The organism is Hymenobacter sp. GOD-10R, from assembly GCF_035609205.1.
Taxonomy (GTDB): domain Bacteria; phylum Bacteroidota; class Bacteroidia; order Cytophagales; family Hymenobacteraceae; genus Hymenobacter.
On the sequence record NZ_CP141184.1, the window covers coordinates 6,245,084 to 6,265,852 of the forward strand.

Sequence of the window (20,769 nt, forward strand, 5' to 3'; positions counted from 1 at the left end):
CCTCCTTCGCAGGCCAAGTACTCTTGGCTTTGAGTTGCTACAGAATTTGTTCTGAAGTCCTGTTCCTATCTTCGCTCCGGCTCTTCCTCGCCGCATTCACCCTGTTCCTACTTTTTGCTACGCATTAGCTTTCATGTTCTTACCTAAACGATATGCCTCCGCCCAGATTACCTGGACAGGCATCTTCTGCTTCTTGGTGCTGCTATTGTTTGCCAGTCATTTCTACCTCGAGCGAATAGCCTACCTAGATCTGGCAATGCACGTGTTCGATTTCCTTATAAATGATAAGCTCTTTATCCAGAATAAGCGCTTTGTGGCGGCTGCCACCCAAATATGGCCTTTGTTAGGATTCCGCACGGGCCTACCTCTTGATGCAGTACTGCGCTTATACTCCTTGGCCTTCGTTGGCTACTACTTTGCCGTATTCTTGATCAGCGCCTACCTCTTCCGGAATGAGCATGTGGCACTCGCAGTGCCGTTGCTCTTTACCTTGCTCATTTCCAATACTTTTTACTGGGCTCAATCGGAGTTCCCTCAGGCCCTAGCTGCGTTGCTATTGTACTACGCTGGCGTTTCCAAGCTAGCCCCTTTGCCTTACAACTGGCGCACTTTGCTTCTCCTACTGCTCATTCCGGTAGGAATCTATGGCCATCCGTTGCTGCTGCTGCCTTTTACTTTTCTATGGGGATATGACTACCTGCTTAATAGGCGCTTTACCGACTGGCTCTACTATCTCACGCTGCTGATTGCCGTGTTCTGCTACTGGCTACGCAACCATGATATAGCTGCCACCTCGTACGAAGGACAACGGATGAACTTGTGGGAGAACTTGGTACAGTTCTACCCCAATTACTTCACCTTGGCGGGCAACACCGAGCTCTTGCAGCTCTGCCAAACCCGCTACTATATGTTTCCGGTCCTGCTAATCGTTATCACCAGCTACTACGCGTGGCGGCGCCCAGCGGGCTGGGGAGCACGGCTTGCCTGGATTTGGGCTTTCACAATAGGTTACGCGGAAGTAGTTGTCATTACGCATCCGGAACACACGGACATCACCTACCTGGAGAATTTGTACTTGCCGCTAGGCTTATGCGTAGCCATTCCACTAACGATGGAGGTGCTACCTAGCTTTCGTTGGCCTCGCTTAGCGGTTGGGCTGCTTCTTGTTGTATTTGGTCTCCGTTTGATTGCGATTTGGCAAGCCCACGTTCCTTATTCTCGCTATACACACTGGCTAGATAGCACGCTTGCTTATACCCGTCAGTTTCCAGAGCAAAAGTTTATCATTGACCAGGCGAACCTTGATCCTCAGCATCAACGCATTGTGTCATGGGCTTCTCCCTACGAATCGTTGTTGCTGAGTGCGCGCCACAGCCCCGACTCGACCCGGCAACTCTTCGTCACGAATGATGTGCCAGCACTGGTAGGCAGTGCAATACCCCAAGATGCGGTTGCAACACCCTGGGGGCCACCACTCAGCTACAGGGCGCTTCCGTGGCAGTACATGCGGCCGCAGCCTTCCTCTTATCGAACCCTGAACACCCCACCGCCTGCTGATACTGCGGCGCTAGCTACCTATATGCAAGAGCGGCGCGATACGCAGCTGAAGTTCGTTGCCATTTCAGCGCCTTTACGAGCTAATAAGCTGCGTTTGCTGACCCTGCGTATTACCCCACCCGCAGCCAAAGTACTGCACTCTGGCTTGCACACGCCCTACCCTACTGTTTTTACGTACCGCTACTTTTCTTCCGAAAACTGGCCCCAAGCCGCCGAGGTGCTTACAACTCCGTTGGAGATTGACGTAGAGAAGGAATGGACGCAGGATGTACCGATTATCGGGCCGCACGAGCCTGGCAACTATGTTCTGGAAGTTGTGCTCACTAGCCAGAACTACCACGACTGGCCCGTCAAGCTACGCATTCCGATAGAAGCAAAGCCATAAAAGAAAAGCGCCGCTCCTAGGGAGCGACGCTTTTCTTTTATACTATCCTAAATAACTGGCAGCTAGTCAGCTACGGTAAAGTTTATATCATCGATATACACCGGATCTGAGGAGTCGCCGCGCCACAGGAACAAGCGAATGTGCTGGGTATACACCAAGTTGTCGGGCAGTGTCATGTCTTTGCTGATCTTAACCCACTTGTTGAAGTCTTTGACTTCGTCAGCGATATTGATGCCGTCACCACCAACTGCTTTGTTGTTTTCGGCCGGATCTACAATCTGAATTCCTAGCACTCCCCTGGCGTTGCCGCTTGGCCGAAATGCCCATGCCTCCAAGTGCACTTTCTTGAGTTTGCGAGGACTAACCTGTCCAAGCACCGCATCAAAGGTCAAGCTAAACTCGTGGTCCTTATCGACTACTAAAGCATACTTACCAGAGTGAGCACGCGTTTTTGTAAGCGTAGGCTGATCACCTACCCAACCTACTAACGATTCGAAATCATTAGCAGTAATCGTATTAGCGCCAACGGTGAGCTTATCATCGGACGAGCAGGAAGATAATAAGCTAGCTAGTGCCAGTACACAGAAGAGGTTTTTCATGCTATTAATCAAGGTATTAAAAATGACCGGGCGAAAGTAGAGAGAAAAAGTGCAGCCTCAAAATGCAGCGTTTTAATGGTTCAATGGCTAGCGAACCTCCTGCTTCTCGTCTTTGCGTGCGAAGACGACACCGTACAAATACTGTACTAGTGCGGGCCCGTGTTCGGCAAGCAGCAGCAAGGCAATGAAGGGCAACACCCACGATACCCGGCTTTGCAAACGATCAAGCACGTTAGCGAGGGCCCCGGTCACAAAAGCATTAGCCAGGATACCGAACCCTAGAATCACAAGCACTGGAACGGTGTCGCGCGTTAGGCGGCGACGCAATGGCGTAGCTAGCAGTACCCCCAGGAGGCCTATGGCCCATAAGTGCACCGCGTATGTTCGTTCGTTTAAGGTTGTAAAGTTTAGCTGCCCTCGATTCTGGAGCGAGGTCATGTACTTCTTCAACTCATACGGCGCGAACGTTCGTACTCCTTTGTACGGGTTGGAGTCTTCTCGGCTAGCTTGCAAGCCGTCGCCGTGGCTGATGTGCGTGAGTTGCCGTAAAGTAGACTGAATGCCATCCGTTATCAGATACGGGTAGTAACGCGGCGACGTCAGAATGTCGCGAATGATCAGGTTATACTCATCGCGCACCGGCCCCCACCCACCAGCCTTACTTAGCGGGCTGTTGCCATCCCAGATAAAGCCGATAGCATCGTTTGGTAATTGGTCGCGGTAGGCGCAAAGGCTGTAGCTGTTGGCGGGACCACAATTCTCCTTCAGGAATTTATCCATCACTCCGGCTTCTACTAGTCGGGCCATCAGGAAAGCGTGCGAGGCGCGCGAAACCGTAAAATCACCCCCTAGACTTTTGTTGATCGTCGGCAACACAACCCAGCCAGACAACACCACGACGGTAGCAAGCAACCAATACAATGGGCGGACTATCTGCCGCTGAAAAAGCTTTTTAACCCACGCTACTATCCCAAAGCCGACAACGGTGAGTGAGTACGTGAGCAGGTTGGAATTGTGCATCAGCTCGGCAGTCAGCACCAGCAGCAGTAGACAAGCTAGCTCCAATTTAGAGCGGCTACGGCCTATCAATACCAACCCCAAGGCGAGAAGCCCGGTAGCGGTGAAAATATCGGGCATCAACTGGCTCGCGTACCAAGCCACACCTGTCGCCCAAGCGGTTAGGGCCAGCAGAGCTACTCGCCAGAACGGATGAGCCAAGCGCGTTACGAACACCTCAGCGTAGCGCAATGCTAGCCACGCCACCAGTAAGCTCTGAGCAAACACGACAAACCACAGCGTTTTCTTGAAGCCAGTGGCTAGAATAAATAGTCCGTATGTTACTGGCCGGTCCTCAGGCACATTTAGGGTGAGGGCGCTATCGATGTAGGTGCCAGTATCGGGCGTAACGAGCGGATAGCCGTTGTATAAAGCAGCACTGATTAGGACTAAGCCCCCTAATAATAGCCAGAACAACGTGGTAGCTAAACGAGACCCAAGATGCATAGTGTATAGAGAAGAAGTGAAGCAACGTGTAAGGATAGCTAGGTTGTGGCTACCAGAATAGGAGAAGAGTATGGCTTATTCACTTGGTTGGTTGCCACCCTTTTACTAACCAAAAAATAGAATGTAGTCGCAGGCCGTCTGCCTCGAGTTGTTTGATTTCGAAGCCTTCACTATAGGGTTGAGGGTGCCAGCGGTAGTTGGTAATGAAGTACTCCGCTTCAGCCTCCGTCGGAGCAATACTTATTCGGGCGCGCTCAGCGGGGGGTAACATCAACACGCTAAGCTCAAGCCCCTGCCAAGTGGGCTCTATTACTTTTATTCGGGGACGCTTATCCGTTGCCAGAATGTACTCAAGCCCTTGCTGGTAGCTCAGGCCCCAATAGTCTACCTCAAAGCGATGCTCAATATCCTTTCCGGCTAGCGCATTAAAGTAAACGTTCTGATATGGGTGAGCCCGCACCATACGAAATACGATGTAGCCCATGCTCACGCCGGTGAGCAGCAGCACCAAGGTACTCCAGCGCTTGGCGGGCAGAAAAGTCGGATGCCATTGCCAGGCTAGCTGCCAACCAGACAAAGCCACCAGCAACAAACTCGGATAAATAAAATACAGCTGCCGCCAACCATCGTAGACTACCGAGTGCAGCACAATAACGGCAAGCACAGGCGCCACCGCCAGTGCCAAGAACAGCACGTCTTGCATTTCCTTTTCACCTCGCCAAAGCCGCCAATGCCGCCGCAATAATTGCCGGAAGATCTTTAGCGCCCCTAACACAAAGCACCCTAGGTAGAGCAGCGGCGTAGTAATAGCAAGCCAGACTGGCGCGTAATGCCAGGGCAATAGGGAAGCTACCATCAATTGTCCCTGGTACAGAACCTCCCCTCCCCACCGAAAAGACTTCATGTTGTTGAAGGCCTGGACAAAATTGGCCCAAGGAGCTGGCCATAGATAGGGCCACAGAACCACTACTAATCCCACGGTTACCAACAGATACACACCTAGGGCTGGCACGGCTGCCCGCAACCGCAAGTCACCTTGTAGTGCCCTTACTACCAAGAAGCTAACTGTGATTATGGGCAATACGACACCCATAATACGGACGTCGATGGCAACGGCGCAGGCTAGCGCATGCCAAAGCGCCCGCCCGAAAGTAGGACGTAGCAGAAATCGTACGCCTGTGTTGGTAGCAATGGCGAAGAAGGCCATAAACACAGCATCCTTGTCATTATAAAAGGATTCTGCGAAAAGTCGTGGGCTCAATACGAGCCAGCAGGCACCTAGCAAGCCCAGGCGCCAGTCGCTGAAGCGCCGTGTACCTAGCTGGTAGAAGGCGACTACTCCACCAAAGCACGCCAGAAAAGTTAGCAGATGGCGAAATCTGAAGAAGTCACTCGGGTCATCGAGGTGCAGCAGGCGCTCCATAAGTTGCGCCGGCATCTCAAAGGCAACCCCATAATCCCGGTCAACATACGTTGCTAGGTCGGCGATTTCATCGAAGGTGTGGTCTTGCGCCACGAAGGCGGGCGCGAAGCGGTTGGCAACGTGCTTCAACGACACCATGCCGTTGTCGCGGCTGGTGCCTTCGTCGAAAGAGACCCCGTAGTCTTGGTAAGTAAGTAAACCGATAAGTAAGAAGAAGCCGAAAAAGAGTGGCACCGCGACAGAGCGCCTCCCTACGAAGCCACTCAATTTACTCATCGTGATAATCCTGAATGAAGTAAATAGGGCGGTTCTGATTTTCGCGGTAGATCCGAAAAACGTATTCGCCTAGCACACCTAAAAATAGCAGTTGGATAGAGCCAATGAAGTAGATGCTCAGCTCCAACGATGACCAGCCAAACGGAGCAATGTGCAGGGCTTTACTGGCTAATACCCAGATTCCGCCCAACAAGAAGACAATCATACCGAACAGGCCCGTGTATAGGCAAATTTTGATAGGCAGGTCGGAGAAGGAGAATAGCGCGTCGAGGGCTAGCGCAAACAGCCGCTTGTACGACATCTTCGGGAGCGTACCATCGTGGCGGGCCTGCCGGGAGTAAGGCACGGGTAACTGCCGATACCCGATGAATGCTCGCAAGCCTGGTAAGTAGCGGTTCTTTTCGTGCAGCGATAAGAACGCATTCAACGCCTTGCGGTTGAGCATCGAAAAATTGCCCACGTTGTCGCTTTGCTCCATGCGGGAAAAGCTACTGAAGATGCCGTGAAAGCCTTTGATCAGCATTTGACGGCCCCAGCCTTCGGCGCGGTCGGTGCGCTGCCCATACGCAATGTCACACTGGTTGGTACGCAGCAAGTCATACATGCGCGGCAACAACTCGGGCGGATCTTGCAGGTCGCCATCCATCATGGCGATGTACTGCCCCTTTGCAGCATGCAACCCGGCCGTGTAAGCCGACTGATGCCCAAAGTTTCGGGATAGCACGAGCACCTTCAGCCTAGGTTCGCTGGCCCGAGCAGCCAGCAAACGCGGCAGAGTCTGGTCACGACTACCGTCATCTACGCAGATTAGCTCAAATGCAGCGGTAATGCTTTCCAGAGCAGAGAAGCAGCGCTGTAACAACGTATCGATAAGCCCTTCTTCGTTGTAAACTGGGACAATTACCGATAAGAGGGGCTCAGGCATGTACCTTAATGCTAAGTAATAGATGGGATAAAGGTAAGCAGATGTAGGGTATTGGAAGGCTTTATTCCAGCATAGCACAGGATATTCATCCAGCTGAAGCACTGCTTAATTCGACACATTATACTTAGTTGTCGCCAAAGGACCATGCTTTTAAGCATCGCCTTGATCTAAAAGCAGTGCCGCAACTTTCAGGTCGATGCTCCGCACACCTAGCTTATTCACCAAAGAAGAAAGCTTGCTACGGACTAAGCAACAATTTCCCTAATGCATCGGACAAGCATTATTCGCTAAAACATTTTAGCTTTAACGCTGTAAGCTTTTTCCTGAAGGAACTCCGGATGCTTTGAGTGTTGGCTAGCTCATCTTTCAAGCATACGTGATACGCCTGTTCTGCCACTCTTTATACTCCCAAGGACCACCCCAGCGGCAACGTTTGCCGCCATTAGGAATGCGACAATGTAATAGGTGAGCTAGGTACATCTGCCCTTCATCCTCTGGCCGCCTCACTCCTATTTCGCTCTTTTTGCTTTCCACTTAGTTCCACCTAACTATTCTTCCATGGCTTCTCCGCCCCCCGTTCTCAACTCCCGCCCAACTGCTGGTACTGCGTCGGCCCAAACGCAGCGCTATACGTCGGCACTGGCAGCCGTTACCACGTTGTTCTTTCTGTGGGGGTTCATCACCTGCCTGAACGACATCCTGATTCCTTATCTGAAGGCTATTTTTCAGCTGTCGTTCGCTCAGGCCAACCTCATCAACTTATGCTTTTTCGGGGCTTATTTCCTGATGAGTATCCCTTCGGGTAAGCTCGTGGCACGGCTGGGCTACAAGCGGGGCATGCTACTAGGGTTTGTGGTGGCGGCCATCGGGGCTTTCTTGTTTTATCCGGCAGCGGCTCAGCGGGCTTACGGGCTGTTTTTGGGTGCACTATTCGTGCTAGCTTCGGGCATTACGCTGCTGCAAGTAGCGGCTAACCCATACGTGGCCATTCTCGGGCCGTCGGAGTCAGCTTCATCACGCCTAACCCTAACGCAGGCGTTTAACTCCCTGGGCACTACCATCGCTCCTTTGCTAGGTAGCGCTCTAATTCTGAGCCGCCTGCCGAAGCTTGACAGCACGGCCGACGCTGCTAGCATTGATGTAAGCGCCGTGCAGATGCCTTACCTCGTTATTGGCGGTGCGCTACTGCTCATTAGCCTTATCCTGAGCCGGATTAACTTACCCGCCATTGAGCACGCTGCTGAGGATAGCGAAGTTACTGGCGACCATCGCACTAGCGCTCGGCAGTATCGCCATCTGATTCTAGGTGTTGTGGGCATCTTCGCTTACGTAGGCGCTGAAGTAGCTATTGGTTCGCACATTGCCAGCTACGTAGCCTTACCCGATGTGCTTTCACTCGATCCAGTAGCCGCCGGTAATAAGGTAGCTTTTTACTGGGGTGCTGCCATGGTAGGGCGTTTTGCCGGGGCTTATCTGCTCAACAAGTTTGCTCCTACGAAGCTATTGGCTATTAACGCTGTAGGCGCGGTTGTACTCGTTTTGATTTCGATCAATACGACGGGCGCCGTGGCCATGTGGTCGTTGCTGGCAGTAGGGTTGATGAATTCGCTCATGTACCCTACCATCTTTACGCTGGCCATGGCGGGCCTAGGTCGTCACACGGAAGAAGGCTCGGGTCTACTGTGCACGGCCATTGTGGGTGGAGCACTGGTGCCTATGCTGTTTGGCTTCATTGCCGACCACAGCAGCCTGCGAATCGCCTTGCTGCTCCCGGTAGTGTGCTACGTCTATATTATGTGGTACGGACTCCGTGGCAGCCGCCGAAGTGTAGCCTAGTAAGGATTCCCGTAAACAAAAAGGGCCACGAAGCGCACTAGCGTGCTTCGTGGCCCTTTTTGTTTACTCAAAACACTAGCACCTAGCTTTGTACTACGTGATGGTTTCTTCTCGGAAATACCTAGCTAGTACGCGCTTCCAGATGAGGTGTAGCCGCGAGTGTTACCGACGACTGACGCAATACCAACTGCGGTGCTAGTTGTAGCTGGGTCATGCGGCTGGTTTCTTTGGAGCCATTCAGCGCCGCTAGCAGCATGCTGATAATCTCCTCGGCCATAGCCTCCATGGGTTGGGCTACTACTGTAATGGGCGGGGTATAAAGTCGGAACAAATCGTTGTCGTCGAAGGAAATAACAGCCATATCTTCGGGAATGCGCCGCCCTAAGCGCTTGAGCACTTCTAACCCGTAAACGCCTAGGTAGTTAGTAGTGAATAGCACTCCGTTGCAGGCCGAATTTGCTTGGAAGAACGCCAGCATCTGCTCCATCACTTGTTCAGGGCTCTGCTGAAACACGATTTCTTCTACCAGTTCCGGCAAGTTGTGCTCCCGCAGGGCTTGCGTGTATCCTTGCTGCCGCGCAATCATTTGTGTCTGCCCATCCCGAATCGTCAGGAGCGCCACGGAGGTAAGGCCTTGCGCTAGCAGATGTTGGGTCGCCTCGTACGTACCCGTAGCACCATCAACGACTACGGCATTGGTCAGCACACCCGCCAGCACCCGGTCGAAGAGTACCAAGGGCTTGCCACTGCGTACCAGGGCGCTTACTTCGCTTTCCAATCCGTCGGGGAGTGCTAGGATGTAGCCGTCGACGTGCCGCTCCTGGAACATCGCCAGAATATCACGCGTCTTAACAACATCGTTGCTGGTACTACAATAAATAATGCGGTAGCCATGCGCCAGCGCCTTTTTCTCGATCAGGCCGGCAATGGTGGCAAAGAACGGGTTGGCAATGTCTTCTACGACCAGTCCGATAACGTGTGTTTTGCCCGTACGCAGACTTTTGGCTAGCTGATTGGGCTTATACCCAACCTCTTCCACGTACTTCAGCACCTTTTCGGCGAGTCCGTCGCTGATGCGCTTTTCTTTCGCCTTGCCATTCAGCACCAATGATACGGTCGCAATGGACACGTCGAGGTGCTTGGCGATGTCGTGAATGAGGATTTTCTTTTTCAATGTCAATCAGTTTGGCAAAAGCTTACAGGTCGCTTTGGCTCTATTACGGTTACTCGTACAACTCGCGCGGACGGTTGGCGGGGTCTGTCCCAAATGCCTGATTAGGCTTAGGGCCCATCGTTAATTCCAACGTGCCGCCAGCGACGATGTCCTTGTGTAGCAAGTAGCTATTAGAATAAGGCTTGCCATTCAACTTCACCGACTGAATATAGGGGTTCTCCGCGCTGTTGCTTTTGGCAGTAATAACAAATGTTTTACCATTCGCCAGCCGAATGGTGGCTTTGTCAATAATTGGGCTCCCAAGCACATAGGCGCCGCTGCTCGGACTAACCGGATAAAAGCCCAACGCCGACAGGATATACCACGCCGACATCTGCCCGCAGTCTTCGTTGCCGCTGATGCCGTCGGGCTTGTCTTTGTACATCTCGCGTAGCACCTGGCGCACCTTCTCGGCCGTTTTCCACTGCTGCCCTGCATACGGATAAAGGTACACAGTGGCGTGGCTAGGTTCGTTGCCGTGGGCATACATGCCGATCAGCCCCGAAATATCGGGTGAAGCGCTTTCCCCTAAACTTCCCTGCACAATGAATAAGCTATCAAGCTTCTGTGTAAAAGCGGCATCGCTACCAAATAGTTTGATCAGGCCTGGCACATCGTGGGGCACGAGCCAGGTGTACTGCCAAGCGTTGCCCTCGGTATAGTTGTTCTGGCGGTGGATCGACTGGATTGGGTCAAAGGGCAGCTGAAACTTGCCGTCAGTGGTCAGGCCGCGCATGAAGCGGGTATGTGGGTCGTAGTACTTCTGGTAGTACTTGGCGCGAGCACTGTAAGTCTGATAGTCTTCCGTCTTGCCTAACTTCTTGGCTACCTGCGCAATACTCCAGTCGTCGATGGCGTACTCCATAGCCTTGGCTACAGACTCACTTTCCTGGTCGGCCGGAATGAAGCCCAGCGACTTAACAAACCGAACCCCTTGGTCGTCGCGGGTACTAGCGGCCTTCATGGCAGCTAGCACTTGCTCGCCATCGAGGCCGGGCGTGCCTTTGAGGAAAGCTTCGGCCATGGCGGGTACGGCGCTGTAGCCTACCATCGTGTTAGTTTCGTTGCCCAGCAGGTGCCAGATGGGCAGTTTGCCTTGCTCCTTATGAATGGCCAGCATCGACTGCATCATATCGTTGACCCGCTCCGGCTGCACCAGCGTGAACAAGGCGTGCTCGGCGCGGTAGGTATCCCAGAGCGAGAAGATGCTGTAGTTAGCAAAAGGCGCTTTCGTGTACACCTGCTTATCGGTGCCGCGGTAATCGCCGTTGGCATCGTTGAACAAAGCTGGCGCAAACAGCGCGTGGTACATGGCGGTGTAGAAGATGCGCCGGGCCGTGGGATCTGGTGTTTTGATCGTCACCTTGGCTAGCTGCTTATTCCACTCCTTATCGGCTTGCTTTTGCACGCTGGCAAAGCTCCAGCCGGGGATTTCAGCCTGAATGTTTGCCAGCGCATTCTCCGTGCTTACTGGCGAGATACCCACCTTAAGTTGCAACGTGCGCGGGGCATTGGCAAAGCTGAATACCCCTTTGATAGCTAGCCCCTTACCCGACTTGCCAGTAAGCTGCTTGGCCGCGTTATAAACAGCAAACTGCGGTACTGGCTGCGAGGTTTTAATGGCAAAGTACAGGCGCTGATCGACGGCCCAGCCTTTAGAAAAACGATAGCCCACGAACGTCTGCGGGTCCACTTGCTCGATGTAGGTGTCGGTGGCTTTGTCGTCGATGCCTTCTTTCAGATCAATAATAACGTGCGCCTCTTTCTGGTCGCTTGGGAAGGTGTAGCGGTGAAAGCCCACGCGGGCAGTGCTGGTCAGCTCCGCCCGGATATTGTAATCGTCGAGCGTAACGGCATAGTAGCCAGGCTTTGCCACTTCCCGCTGGTGTGAAAACCTTGACAAGTAGCCTTGGTGCGGCGTCTTCTGCTGGCCTTTGTCCGTTTTGATGGCCCCTGTGTAAGGCATAATTAGCACATCACCTAGGTCAGAACCACCCGTACCGCTCAGGTGCGTGTGGGAGAAGCCCGTAATAAGACTATCCGAATAGTGGTAGCCAGAGCACCAGTCCCAACCCTTAAAAATGTTCTGCGGTCCTACCTGTACGGCTCCAAATGGCACATTGGCTCCCAGAAAAACGTGCCCATGGCCGCCAGTACCAATCATGGGGTCAACGTAGTTGGTCAGCTTTTGCGCGTGAACAGTAGTACCTGCTAGCAGTAAGCAGCTACCAAGGAAGCCATACAGTGGTCGGGCAAGCGCCCGCCGAAGAAAGGTGGAAACGTTAGGCATGGGAGAACTTTAGTAACAAATAAGCTCGCTAAGCAGCTAGGCAGGCAGCACGTACAAGGGTCATGCGCTATGGCATAAGGCAGTGGCTACACTTCAGGTAAAAGAAAGTGAGTGACCGAGGCGAGCAAATATGCTAAAAGGTTTTAGTATATTTTGGTAGATCAAAATAAATCACAGATATTTTCGCCCACAATCATATCGACGGGCACTTCGATTTATAAAATACTCCTCCGTCGTCTCTTGCAGAATACCCTCTTCCGAGGACTTTTCGCTTAGAATTGTCTCTTGATATAAAGCGCTTTTACGGAATATTATCTGCTTACTTTTTGGTTCGCAGACTGCTTAACCGCCCTGTTTGTCCTCTGCCACTCCTAATACGTTTGCGAAACTTCCTATGGCTTCGCTAAAACGTTTAAGTAAATAGTCCATTGGCTATTTTCAAGCAGTTCAGCGTCACTACAGCGACTTGCTGGCCTTGCGTATTTCCTCTCTCATTCTTTTCACCTTCACTCCACCCTATGCCTAACTTTTTATCTCTCAAAAAATTATATGGCATCCCATTGCTTGCGCTAGGCACGGCGGTGCTACCCCTTAGCCAAGCAACAGCCAACCATGCTGCGGCGTCCTTGTTCCGACGCGTAGAGGTAACTGTGCAAGGTACCGTTACGGATGATAAGGGCAGCCCGCTGCCTGGCGCCACCATTATTCTGAAAGGTGCCAATGGTGTAGGCGCTTCTTCCGACGCAGAAGGCCGCTTTAGCCTTACCGTACCTACTGGCAACGAGACACTGATTGTCTCCTCCATTGGCTTTGTGGCGCAGGAAATACAGCTCGGTGGGAAAACAACCATCACTATCAAGCTCGTGACCGATACGAAGGCCCTGGACGAAGTGGTAGTGGTAGGCTACGGAACTCAAAAGCGCTCCGATATTACCGGTGCCGTGGGTAGCGTAAAGGCCAGCGAGCTAGTGGAACGCCCCGTAGTGAACGTAGCGCAAGGTCTGCAAGGCAAGGTAGCGGGCGTAGACGTATCGCTGAACTCGGGGCAACCAGGCGGTTCGCCCACCATCCGCGTGCGGGGCTACTCTTCCATTTCGGCTGGCAACACGCCACTGTACGTGGTCGATGGTGTGTTCTGGGAGCAGGGCATCACGACGCTTAACCCGAATGATATTGAAAGCCTCGAAGTGCTGAAAGACGCCTCGGCTACCGCTATTTACGGAGCGCGCGGCAGCAGCGGGGTTATTCTGATCACTACCAAGCGCGGCCGTAAAGGCAGCCAGATATCCTACGACAACTACGTGAGCGTTAGCCAAATGGCGCGCAAGCTTGACCTACTCAATGCCCGCGACTTCTTGGCCATGGAGGACCTAGGCTACCAGAACGTGCAGAAGTACGACCCTGCCGGCTGGGCAGCCGGTAAGTACGCGAACAAAGACCCACGCATCAAACGCCAAGCACTAGCTAACCCCAACGACCCTAAGCGCCTGTTCGATGAGAACTTGAACCCGCTCTACGACGTGGATTGGCAGAAAGAAACCACTCAGACGGGTGTGGCCCAGAGTCATAACCTATCGTTTTCGGGTGGTAGCGACCAAACTACCTTTGGCCTGTTTCTGAACTACACCAACGCCGAAGGCATCATTCGGGAAACGTATCAGAAGCGCTATTCGGGCCGCCTGACGGTAGACAACCAGGTGAAAAAGTGGCTGAAAGTGGGCGCGACACTGAACTACAGCAACATTGAGGATAAGATTGGTAACAACTTCGTAGGGGGCAACAACATTCCGCGCCTCTTGATTGAGATGATTCCCATCGTTCCGATCAAATATCCCAATGGCACCTACGGCAAGCGCCAGGATTATCCTGACATGGAAGGCGGCGACAACCCCGTTGCTCTTACCCGCGAGGACGTAAACCTCACGCGCAACCAGGTATTTGCGGGCAATATGTACGCCAACTTCACCTTCTCACCTAGCTTAACCTTCCGCTCGGTATTTGGTGCTAACATCAGTTCGCAATTTAACCCCACCTACGAGAGCAATTTAGTACAGCTACGGGCCGGCACCCAGAGCCTAGCCGGCGTTGGTGCCTACGATGGCAAGAGCCTACAATGGCAGAACTATCTAACTTATAACAAAGCCTTTAACCAAGACCACTCACTGAACGTGGTAGTTGGTGTGGATGCGCAGCGCTCTCAGAGTCAAGGCATCTATACTGAAACCCAAGGCCTCTCGGACAATGCTTACCTGTATAACAACCTAGCTGCTGGTGCGACGCCTCAAGTTCAGGGAACACTTAACGGTGTAGCCAATCAGTTTAATGCCAACCAGTTCTTGTCGTTCTTCGGGCGAGCCAACTATGGCTATAAAGACCGTTACCTGCTCACAGCTACGTTCCGCGCCGACGGCGCCTCACGCTTTGGCGCCGATAACCAATGGGGCTACTTCCCGTCGGCGGCTGCGGCTTGGCGTATTTCGCAGGAGTCTTTTTTGGCTGATAACTCCACAATTTCCGACCTAAAGCTGCGATTCGGCTACGGTCAGACGGGTAACAGCGACTTCTCCAATTATCAGTCGCAGGCTCGCCTAGGAACTAATAGCTATGTCATCAATGGTACACGAGTGGGCGGCACCACGATCAGCACACTTGGTAACCCCGACTTGGGCTGGGAGCGCGCAAGCCAGTATGACTTAGGCCTAAACCTAGGTTTGTGGCAAAACCGGTTGACCTTTGAGGCTGACTTATACTCGCGCACTACTACCAAGCTGCTCCTGGCCGCCCCAGTGCCCCGCACCAGCGGCTATGGTAGCATCACGCGCAATGTGGGCAGCGTCCGCAACCAAGGCCTAGAACTGTCGCTGAACACGGTGAACATAACTGGTAAGGCCTTTACCTGGTCAACTGGTTTCAACATCTCGTTCCTCAAAAACCGGGTGGTAGCCCTCGGACCAGCCGGCGACGATATCTATCCAGGACCTAACTTCCTGAATGAAACCAACGTGCTGCGCATCGGCCAGCCGGTAGGTTCGCTGTTTGGGCTGGTACGCACAGGCACCTGGAGCACTGCGGAGGCGGATGAAGCTAAGCGTTACAACAAGCTCCCCGGCGACCTCAAGTTTGCGGACCAAAACAATGACGGGCAGATCAATGACCTCGACCGAGTTATCATCGGCAAGAGCATCCCAACCGGCTTCGGTTCGTTCAGCAACACCTTCACCTATAAGGGCCTTGACTTGCTGGTGGATGTGCAGTTCACCTACGGCAACGACGTGATGAACCTGACCCACCACTCGGCCCTCGACCGTACCGACCAAGCCAACAGCTACTCGCGTGCCTATACCGAAGCTTGGACGCCCGACCGCCAGAATACGATGATTGCGCAGGTACGTCCCTCTTACGTGTACTACGATTCGCGCATCGACTCCTACAAAGTAGAAGATGGCTCTTTCATCCGGGGACGCAATGCAGTGCTAGGTTATTCGTTCCCAAGCGCTTTAGTGGAGCGTATCAAGCTCTCCCGTCTACGGGTGTACGTGTCAGCGCAGAACTTCTTCCTGATTACTAAATACAAGGGTTACGATCCTGAAACGTCGACTTACACTAATGCCTTTGCCCAAGGCATCCAGTTCTTCGACTATCCTAAGGCGCGCACGTTCACGGCTGGCCTCAACGTAACTCTGTAACCCATTCCCACCTAGCTTCCTATGCTTTCCTATATTCGCTTTCGCGCCCAGACCGCAGCAATTTGTGCGGGCTTACTGCTGACCGCTACCGGCTGCAAAGACTTCCTGGAAGAAGACAACCGCTCGTCGCTCACGCAGGAGAACTACTTCACCAACGCCACGCAGGCCCAATCGGCCGTTGATGGCCTCTACAACCGCCTCCGCATCATGAACACCGACGTGGGCTACGGCGAGTCCATCTGGGTGGGCCTCGAGCTGATGGCCGGGCACGCCACGACCCTCGGGCAGAGCTTCAACAACAGCCAGCTCATCAACCAGAGCATCGACCCGGCTAACCCGTACTTTTCCAACATGTGGAATACGGCTTATAACGGTATTGCGGCAGCCAACCTGGCCATAACTCGTATTCCGGCCGTCTCGATGGATGAGACGCAGAAGAAGTCGCTGCTCGGGCAAGCGTATTTTGTTCGCGCGTTTCTCTATTACCACTTGGTGCGCTTATATGGTGATGTACCGCTGCTTACGGTACCGGTGGATGGATCGAGCGCAGACCTCTATCCTACCCGCGCGCCACAAACCGACGTGTATAACCTCATCATCGCCGACCTCCAAGCCGCCGAGCAATCGGGCTTGCCGGCCGTCGATCGTACGGGGCGCATTTCACAGGGCGCAGTAAAGGCGCTGCTATCCAGTGTCTATCTGACCACGGCTGGTTATCCTTTGCAGATAAAAGCGAACTATCAGAAGGCCGCTGACAAAGCTGCTGAGCTGATTGATGCCAACAGCTACCCGTTGTTCGTGACCAAGACGGTCAAGACCAAGGTTGACTCGGCCGTGTACATCAACTTGCACAACAATGCCAGCAAGAACCAAGGGGAGCTGATTTTGCAAGCACAATATGCTTTCGGTATTGCCACCAATGCTATCAGCGCACTCGTGATTCCCTACTTCGTGGGCATTTCAAAATACAACGACGAGTTTGGCGCCGTCATTCCTACCCCTGCTTTCTATAATAGCTACGAGCCGGGCGACCTGCGCACCAAGGAGCAGCAGTTTTACTTTTCGAAGTACCCGTCGATCAAGAACGCTGGCCAGACCGTCAACTTCGGTACCCAGGCCCTATATAAGTACTTCCAGGTGGAAAGCGCTACCGGCAACGGCGTAGGCGACGAGAACTGGACGTTGTTGCGCATGCCCGAAGTGATGCTCATCTACGCAGAAGCAGTCAATGAAGCTGGTAGCGCAAACGCTAAGGCGTACGAGCAGATCAATGCCATCCGGCGGCGGGCCATGCTGCCCGAACTCCGCGGCCTAAGCCAAGCGCAGTTCCGCGAGGCCGTGTGGAAGGAGCGTTACCACGAGCTAGCCTACGAGAACAAAGCGTACTTCGACATTCAGCGCACCCGCCAGACCTACGACGTCGTCAACAACCGCTTTGTGAACGTAGTGGGCTTCAAGGCTGAAGTTGGACCAGCTTTCCAAGAGAAATATCTACTGTGGGGCATTCCCTCCGCCGAAATCAACAACAACAAGAAGCTAACCCAGAACCCAGGCTGGTAAAGACATGAACGTCAGGCGAAGGCATGTAGCCGCATAGATAGTAGTTGTGGGAACTGCTATCGTGCGGTTAGCCTAGCCTGACGTTTTGTATTACTTTATCCTAGCTTTTTCCCCCCTTACACGCTTCTGATTGAAGCGCGGTGCAACCTGTCGGGCCTAGCACTCTCCTTAAAAACAGGTAACGACAATCAACACTCCATTCCCTTTGTAAATGAGAAATAACCACTTCGTTCTTCTTATTGCATTCTTACCCTTTTTCGTAATCAGAGCCGGCGTAGCGCGCAATATTGCCACAGCTAATTCTAGGTCAGCTTATTACGCCAAGGATTCTATTACGAAGAATGGCTATACGCTCATCTTTATTTCAAAGGACTCGGCTTTTAGTGCGCTTACCAAGCAGCGGATGATCAGCACCTTCTTTGTGGTTTATCCGCAGGAAGCCAAGCGCTTTAACCCCAAAACGCTGAAGAAGATCAAGTTTGTCGTGGACCCTAGCTACGAAGGCGTAGCTGCTACCGGCAATGGCATAGCCACTTACAACCCTAAGTGGCTTAAAGACCACCCGGAGGATATCGACGTGGTGACACACGAAGTGATGCACGTGGTGCAAGCGTACCCGCCTAATTCGGTCGGCTGGATAACGGAAGGCATTGCCGACTACGTGCGGTATGTGTACGGCGTCAATAATCTGAAAGCGAACTGGGCATTACCGGATTATAAAGAAGGTCAGAGCTCCACCAACAGCTACCGCATTACCGCTAGGTTCTTTGCTTGGATTGAAAAAAATGTACGCAAGTCGTTTATCAATGAATTAGATCAAGCGATGCGTGCGGGCACCTATTCACCCGAAATATGGAAGCAAAAAACGGGTCTTACGCTGGATGAACTCTGGAATACCTACACCCAAAATCCAGCGTTGGAACTCACGTATCGTTAATAAGCGAAGAAGCATTCGCTTTCAAACGGCTAAAAGCATTCCTTGCTTCCACAACCACACTACCAGCCTAAGCTAGACTTTTCTACGCGGCAAATAGTAATCTTAAGGCTCCACTCGACAGAACTACTTGCGGCGGCTCCTGCTGTCTTTCACCCTCTTCAACCGAATGTCTAAACTTCTTCCTGCTCTTGCGGCGCTGTGTCTGCTGGAAGCCTCCTCGGCGCTGGCCCAAGTCGCGACGCCCGATCGAAACCCCGTGCAGTGGGTGAACCCGCTGATTGGCACCGATTCGAAACCTAGCTTGTCGAATGGCAACACCTACCCCGCCATTGCCTTGCCCTGGGGCATGAACTTCTGGATGCCGCAGACCGGCAAAATGGGTGACGGCTGGGCCTACACCTACGCGGCCGACAAGATTAAAGGCTTCAAGCAGACGCACCAGCCTTCGCCCTGGATGAACGACTACGGGCAGTTTGCCATCATGCCCATCACCGGCAAGCGCGTGTTCGACGAAAACGAGCGGGCTAGCTGGTACTCGCACAAAGCTGAGGTAGCCGAGCCCAACTACTACCGGGTGTACCTAGCCGACCATGACATCACCACCGAAATAACCCCCACGGAGCGGGCGGCGCGTTTCCGCTTCACCTTCCCCCAGACCGACAGCGCTTACGTGGTGCTCGACGCGCTGGATAAGGGTTCCTACGTGAAGGTGTTGCCAGAGCAGCGCAAAATCATTGGCTACACCACCCGCAACAGCGGCGGCGTACCGAAGAACTTCAAGAACTTCTTCGTCATTGAGTTCGACCATGCGTTTACCAGCACCGCCATCTACCAAGACAAGGCGCTGGCAGCTAGCGTGATGGAGGCGACGGCCAACCATGCCGGAGCGGCCGTTGGCTTCAAGACGCGCAAGGGAGAGCAGGTAAATGCTCGGGTGGCTTCCTCATTTATTAGCCCCGAGCAAGCCGAGCTAAACTTGCGCGAAATCGGCAACAACGACTTCGACGCTATTCGGCAGCAAGGCAAAGCCGCCTGGAACAAGGCCCTAGGTCGCATCGACGTGGAAGGTGGTACGGATGATCAGCGCCGCACCTTCTATTCGTGCTTGTACCGGGCGCTGCTGTTTCCGCGCAAGCTGTACGAGCTAGATGCCAGCGGCAAAGTGGTGCACTACAGCCCGTTCAACGGCGAAGTACTGCCCGGCTACATGTACACCGATACGGGTTTCTGGGATACGTTCCGCGCCTTGTTTCCCTTCCTGAACCTGATGTACCCCGATGTAAACGCCGAAATTCAGCAGGGCCTCGCCAACGACTATAAGGAAAGCGGCTGGCTGCCGGAGTGGGCTAGCCCCGGTTTACGCAGCGTAATGGTGGGCAACAACTCCGCTTCCGTGGTGGCCGATGCCTACCTGAAAGGTATCCGCGGCCAGGACATGAACGTGCTCTACGAAGCCCTGACGCACGGCGCCAACAACGCAGGCCCGATGCCGGCTGTGGGTCGCGCTGGGGTAGAATACTACAACAAGCTAGGCTACGTGCCTTATGATGTAAAAATCAACGAAAACGCGGCGCGCACCCTAGAGTACGCCTACGATGATTTCACCATCTATCAGCTCGCCAAAGCGCTAAATAAGCCGAAGAAAGAAATCAACCTGTACGCCAAGCGCAGCCAGAACTACCGCAACCTGTTTGACAAGGAAAGCGGCCTGATGCGCGGCAAAAACCAGGATGGCAAGTTCCAAAAGCCCTTCAGCCCATTTAAGTGGGGTGATGCTTTCACCGAAGGCAACAGCCTGCACTACACGTGGTCGGTCTTCCACGATGTGCAGGGGTTGATGGATTTGATGGGCGGCAAGAAGAAGTTTGTGGCCACTTTGGATACTGTGTTCAAGCTGCCGCCCGTGTTCGACGACTCCTACTATGGCGGCACCATTCACGAAATACGGGAGATGCAGATTGCGGACATGGGCAACTACGCGCACGGCAACCAGCCCATCCAGCACATGACCTACCTGTACAACTACGCGGGCCAACCCTGGAAAACGCAGTACTGGGTACGCGAAGTGATGAACCGCTTGTACCTGCCCACCGCCGACGGCTACTGCGGCGATGAAGACAACGGGCAGACTTCAGCCTGGTACGTCTTCTCGGCCCTAGGTTTCTACCCCGTGTGCCCCGGCACCGACCAGTATGTGCTCGGCGCTCCGCTGTTCCCGAAAGCCACTTTGCACCTGCCTTCGGGCAAGGACATTGTGCTAACTGCTAGCAAAAACTCGAAAGAGAACCGCTACGTGAACCAGCTGACGATGAACGGCCAGGTGTACGACAAGAACTACCTGACCCACGAAGAGCTGCTGAAAGGCGCTACGCTCGACTTCGACATGTCGGCCACGCCCAATAAGAGCCGCGGCACGAAGTCCGATGCTGCTCCTTTCTCGATGTCGAAAGCCAAGTAACTAAGTAGCGCGAACCGAGGAAGGCGTTAGCCAAGCTCCCGCTTCGCGCATCGTTGAATGACAATCGTTGGATGACCTGCACCTAGGTAGTTCAACGATACGCGAAGCGGGAGCTTCGCGC

The 20,769-nt window shown here is 53.4% G+C and carries 12 protein-coding genes; 6 read left to right on the forward strand and 6 right to left on the reverse strand.

Translation table 11 applies throughout. The annotated features are described in order from the left end of the window. The first annotated feature begins 133 nt into the window (after positions 1-133). Complete coding sequence (locus SD425_RS24880) at positions 134-1,942, forward strand: hypothetical protein (protein ID WP_324673406.1); 1,809 nt, start codon at positions 134-136, stop codon at positions 1,940-1,942. Between the two features lie 62 nt (positions 1,943-2,004). Here SD425_RS24880 and SD425_RS24885 read toward each other — a convergent pair whose 3' ends face one another. From SD425_RS24885 to SD425_RS24900, 4 genes are all read right to left on the reverse strand, one after another. Continuing rightward, positions 2,005-2,541 (reverse strand): hypothetical protein, encoded by a 537-nt coding sequence (locus SD425_RS24885; protein WP_324673407.1) that lies wholly within the window; start codon positions 2,539-2,541, stop codon positions 2,005-2,007. Positions 2,542-2,628: 87 nt separating this feature from the next. Continuing rightward, positions 2,629-4,044 carry a hypothetical protein gene (locus SD425_RS24890; RefSeq protein WP_324673408.1) on the reverse strand — a complete coding sequence of 472 codons (1,416 nt, stop codon included), beginning with the start codon at positions 4,042-4,044 and terminating at the stop codon, positions 2,629-2,631. Positions 4,045-4,123: 79 nt separating this feature from the next. Then, a complete protein-coding gene (locus SD425_RS24895) occupies positions 4,124-5,743 on the reverse strand; it encodes a hypothetical protein (RefSeq protein ID WP_324673409.1) in 1,620 nt (539 codons plus the stop codon). Further along, positions 5,736-6,668 carry a glycosyltransferase family 2 protein gene (locus tag SD425_RS24900; protein WP_324673410.1) on the reverse strand — a complete coding sequence of 311 codons (933 nt, stop codon included), beginning with the start codon at positions 6,666-6,668 and terminating at the stop codon, positions 5,736-5,738. Before SD425_RS24900 ends, SD425_RS24895 begins: the two co-directional genes overlap by 8 nt. Positions 6,669-7,226: 558 nt before the next feature. Between SD425_RS24900 and SD425_RS24905 the strand changes: the two genes are divergently transcribed. Then, the gene (locus tag SD425_RS24905; protein WP_324673411.1) at positions 7,227-8,504 is read left to right on the forward strand and encodes a sugar MFS transporter; all 1,278 of its coding nucleotides are present in this window, start codon (positions 7,227-7,229) and stop codon (positions 8,502-8,504) included. 121 nt (positions 8,505-8,625) lie between these two features. Here the strand turns inward: SD425_RS24905 and SD425_RS24910 are convergent, their stop codons facing one another. Both SD425_RS24910 and SD425_RS24915 read right to left on the reverse strand, forming a co-directional pair. Beyond that, positions 8,626-9,678 (reverse strand): LacI family DNA-binding transcriptional regulator, encoded by a 1,053-nt coding sequence (locus tag SD425_RS24910; RefSeq protein ID WP_324673412.1) that lies wholly within the window; start codon positions 9,676-9,678, stop codon positions 8,626-8,628. Between the two features lie 49 nt (positions 9,679-9,727). After that, positions 9,728-12,007, reverse strand: coding sequence for a GH92 family glycosyl hydrolase (locus SD425_RS24915; RefSeq protein WP_324673414.1), 2,280 nt, complete (start codon positions 12,005-12,007; stop codon positions 9,728-9,730). 518 nt (positions 12,008-12,525) lie between these two features. Between SD425_RS24915 and SD425_RS24920 the strand changes: the two genes are divergently transcribed. The 4 genes from SD425_RS24920 to SD425_RS24935 all read left to right on the forward strand — a co-directional run bounded on the left by SD425_RS24920 (position 12,526) and on the right by SD425_RS24935 (position 20,648). Continuing rightward, positions 12,526-15,693, forward strand: coding sequence for a TonB-dependent receptor (locus tag SD425_RS24920; RefSeq protein WP_324673415.1), 3,168 nt, complete (start codon positions 12,526-12,528; stop codon positions 15,691-15,693). Positions 15,694-15,714: 21 nt separating this feature from the next. Next, on the forward strand, positions 15,715-17,253 hold the full coding sequence (locus tag SD425_RS24925) for a RagB/SusD family nutrient uptake outer membrane protein (RefSeq protein ID WP_324673416.1): 1,539 nt from the start codon (positions 15,715-15,717) through the stop codon (positions 17,251-17,253). 211 nt (positions 17,254-17,464) lie between these two features. Beyond that, positions 17,465-18,190, forward strand: coding sequence for a basic secretory protein-like protein (locus tag SD425_RS24930; RefSeq protein ID WP_324673418.1), 726 nt, complete (start codon positions 17,465-17,467; stop codon positions 18,188-18,190). Positions 18,191-18,356: 166 nt separating this feature from the next. Further along, positions 18,357-20,648: a GH92 family glycosyl hydrolase gene (locus SD425_RS24935; RefSeq protein WP_324673419.1), complete on the forward strand. Its 2,292-nt coding sequence runs from the start codon at positions 18,357-18,359 to the stop codon at positions 20,646-20,648. The last annotated feature ends 121 nt before the right edge of the window (positions 20,649-20,769 follow it).

Coding starts and splice junctions, on each gene's coding strand:
- SD425_RS24930 (WP_324673418.1), top strand. CDS start 17,465: ATGAGAAATAACCACTTCGTTCTTCTTATTGCATTCTTACCCTTTTTC.
- SD425_RS24915 (WP_324673414.1), bottom strand. CDS start 12,007: ATGCCTAACGTTTCCACCTTTCTTCGGCGGGCGCTTGCCCGACCACTG.
- SD425_RS24900 (WP_324673410.1), bottom strand. CDS start 6,668: ATGCCTGAGCCCCTCTTATCGGTAATTGTCCCAGTTTACAACGAAGAA.
- SD425_RS24895 (WP_324673409.1), bottom strand. CDS start 5,743: ATGAGTAAATTGAGTGGCTTCGTAGGGAGGCGCTCTGTCGCGGTGCCA.
- SD425_RS24935 (WP_324673419.1), top strand. CDS start 18,357: ATGTCTAAACTTCTTCCTGCTCTTGCGGCGCTGTGTCTGCTGGAAGCC.
- SD425_RS24890 (WP_324673408.1), bottom strand. CDS start 4,044: ATGCATCTTGGGTCTCGTTTAGCTACCACGTTGTTCTGGCTATTATTA.
- SD425_RS24880 (WP_324673406.1), top strand. CDS start 134: ATGTTCTTACCTAAACGATATGCCTCCGCCCAGATTACCTGGACAGGC.
- SD425_RS24885 (WP_324673407.1), bottom strand. CDS start 2,541: ATGAAAAACCTCTTCTGTGTACTGGCACTAGCTAGCTTATTATCTTCC.
- SD425_RS24920 (WP_324673415.1), top strand. CDS start 12,526: ATGCCTAACTTTTTATCTCTCAAAAAATTATATGGCATCCCATTGCTT.
- SD425_RS24905 (WP_324673411.1), top strand. CDS start 7,227: ATGGCTTCTCCGCCCCCCGTTCTCAACTCCCGCCCAACTGCTGGTACT.
- SD425_RS24925 (WP_324673416.1), top strand. CDS start 15,715: ATGCTTTCCTATATTCGCTTTCGCGCCCAGACCGCAGCAATTTGTGCG.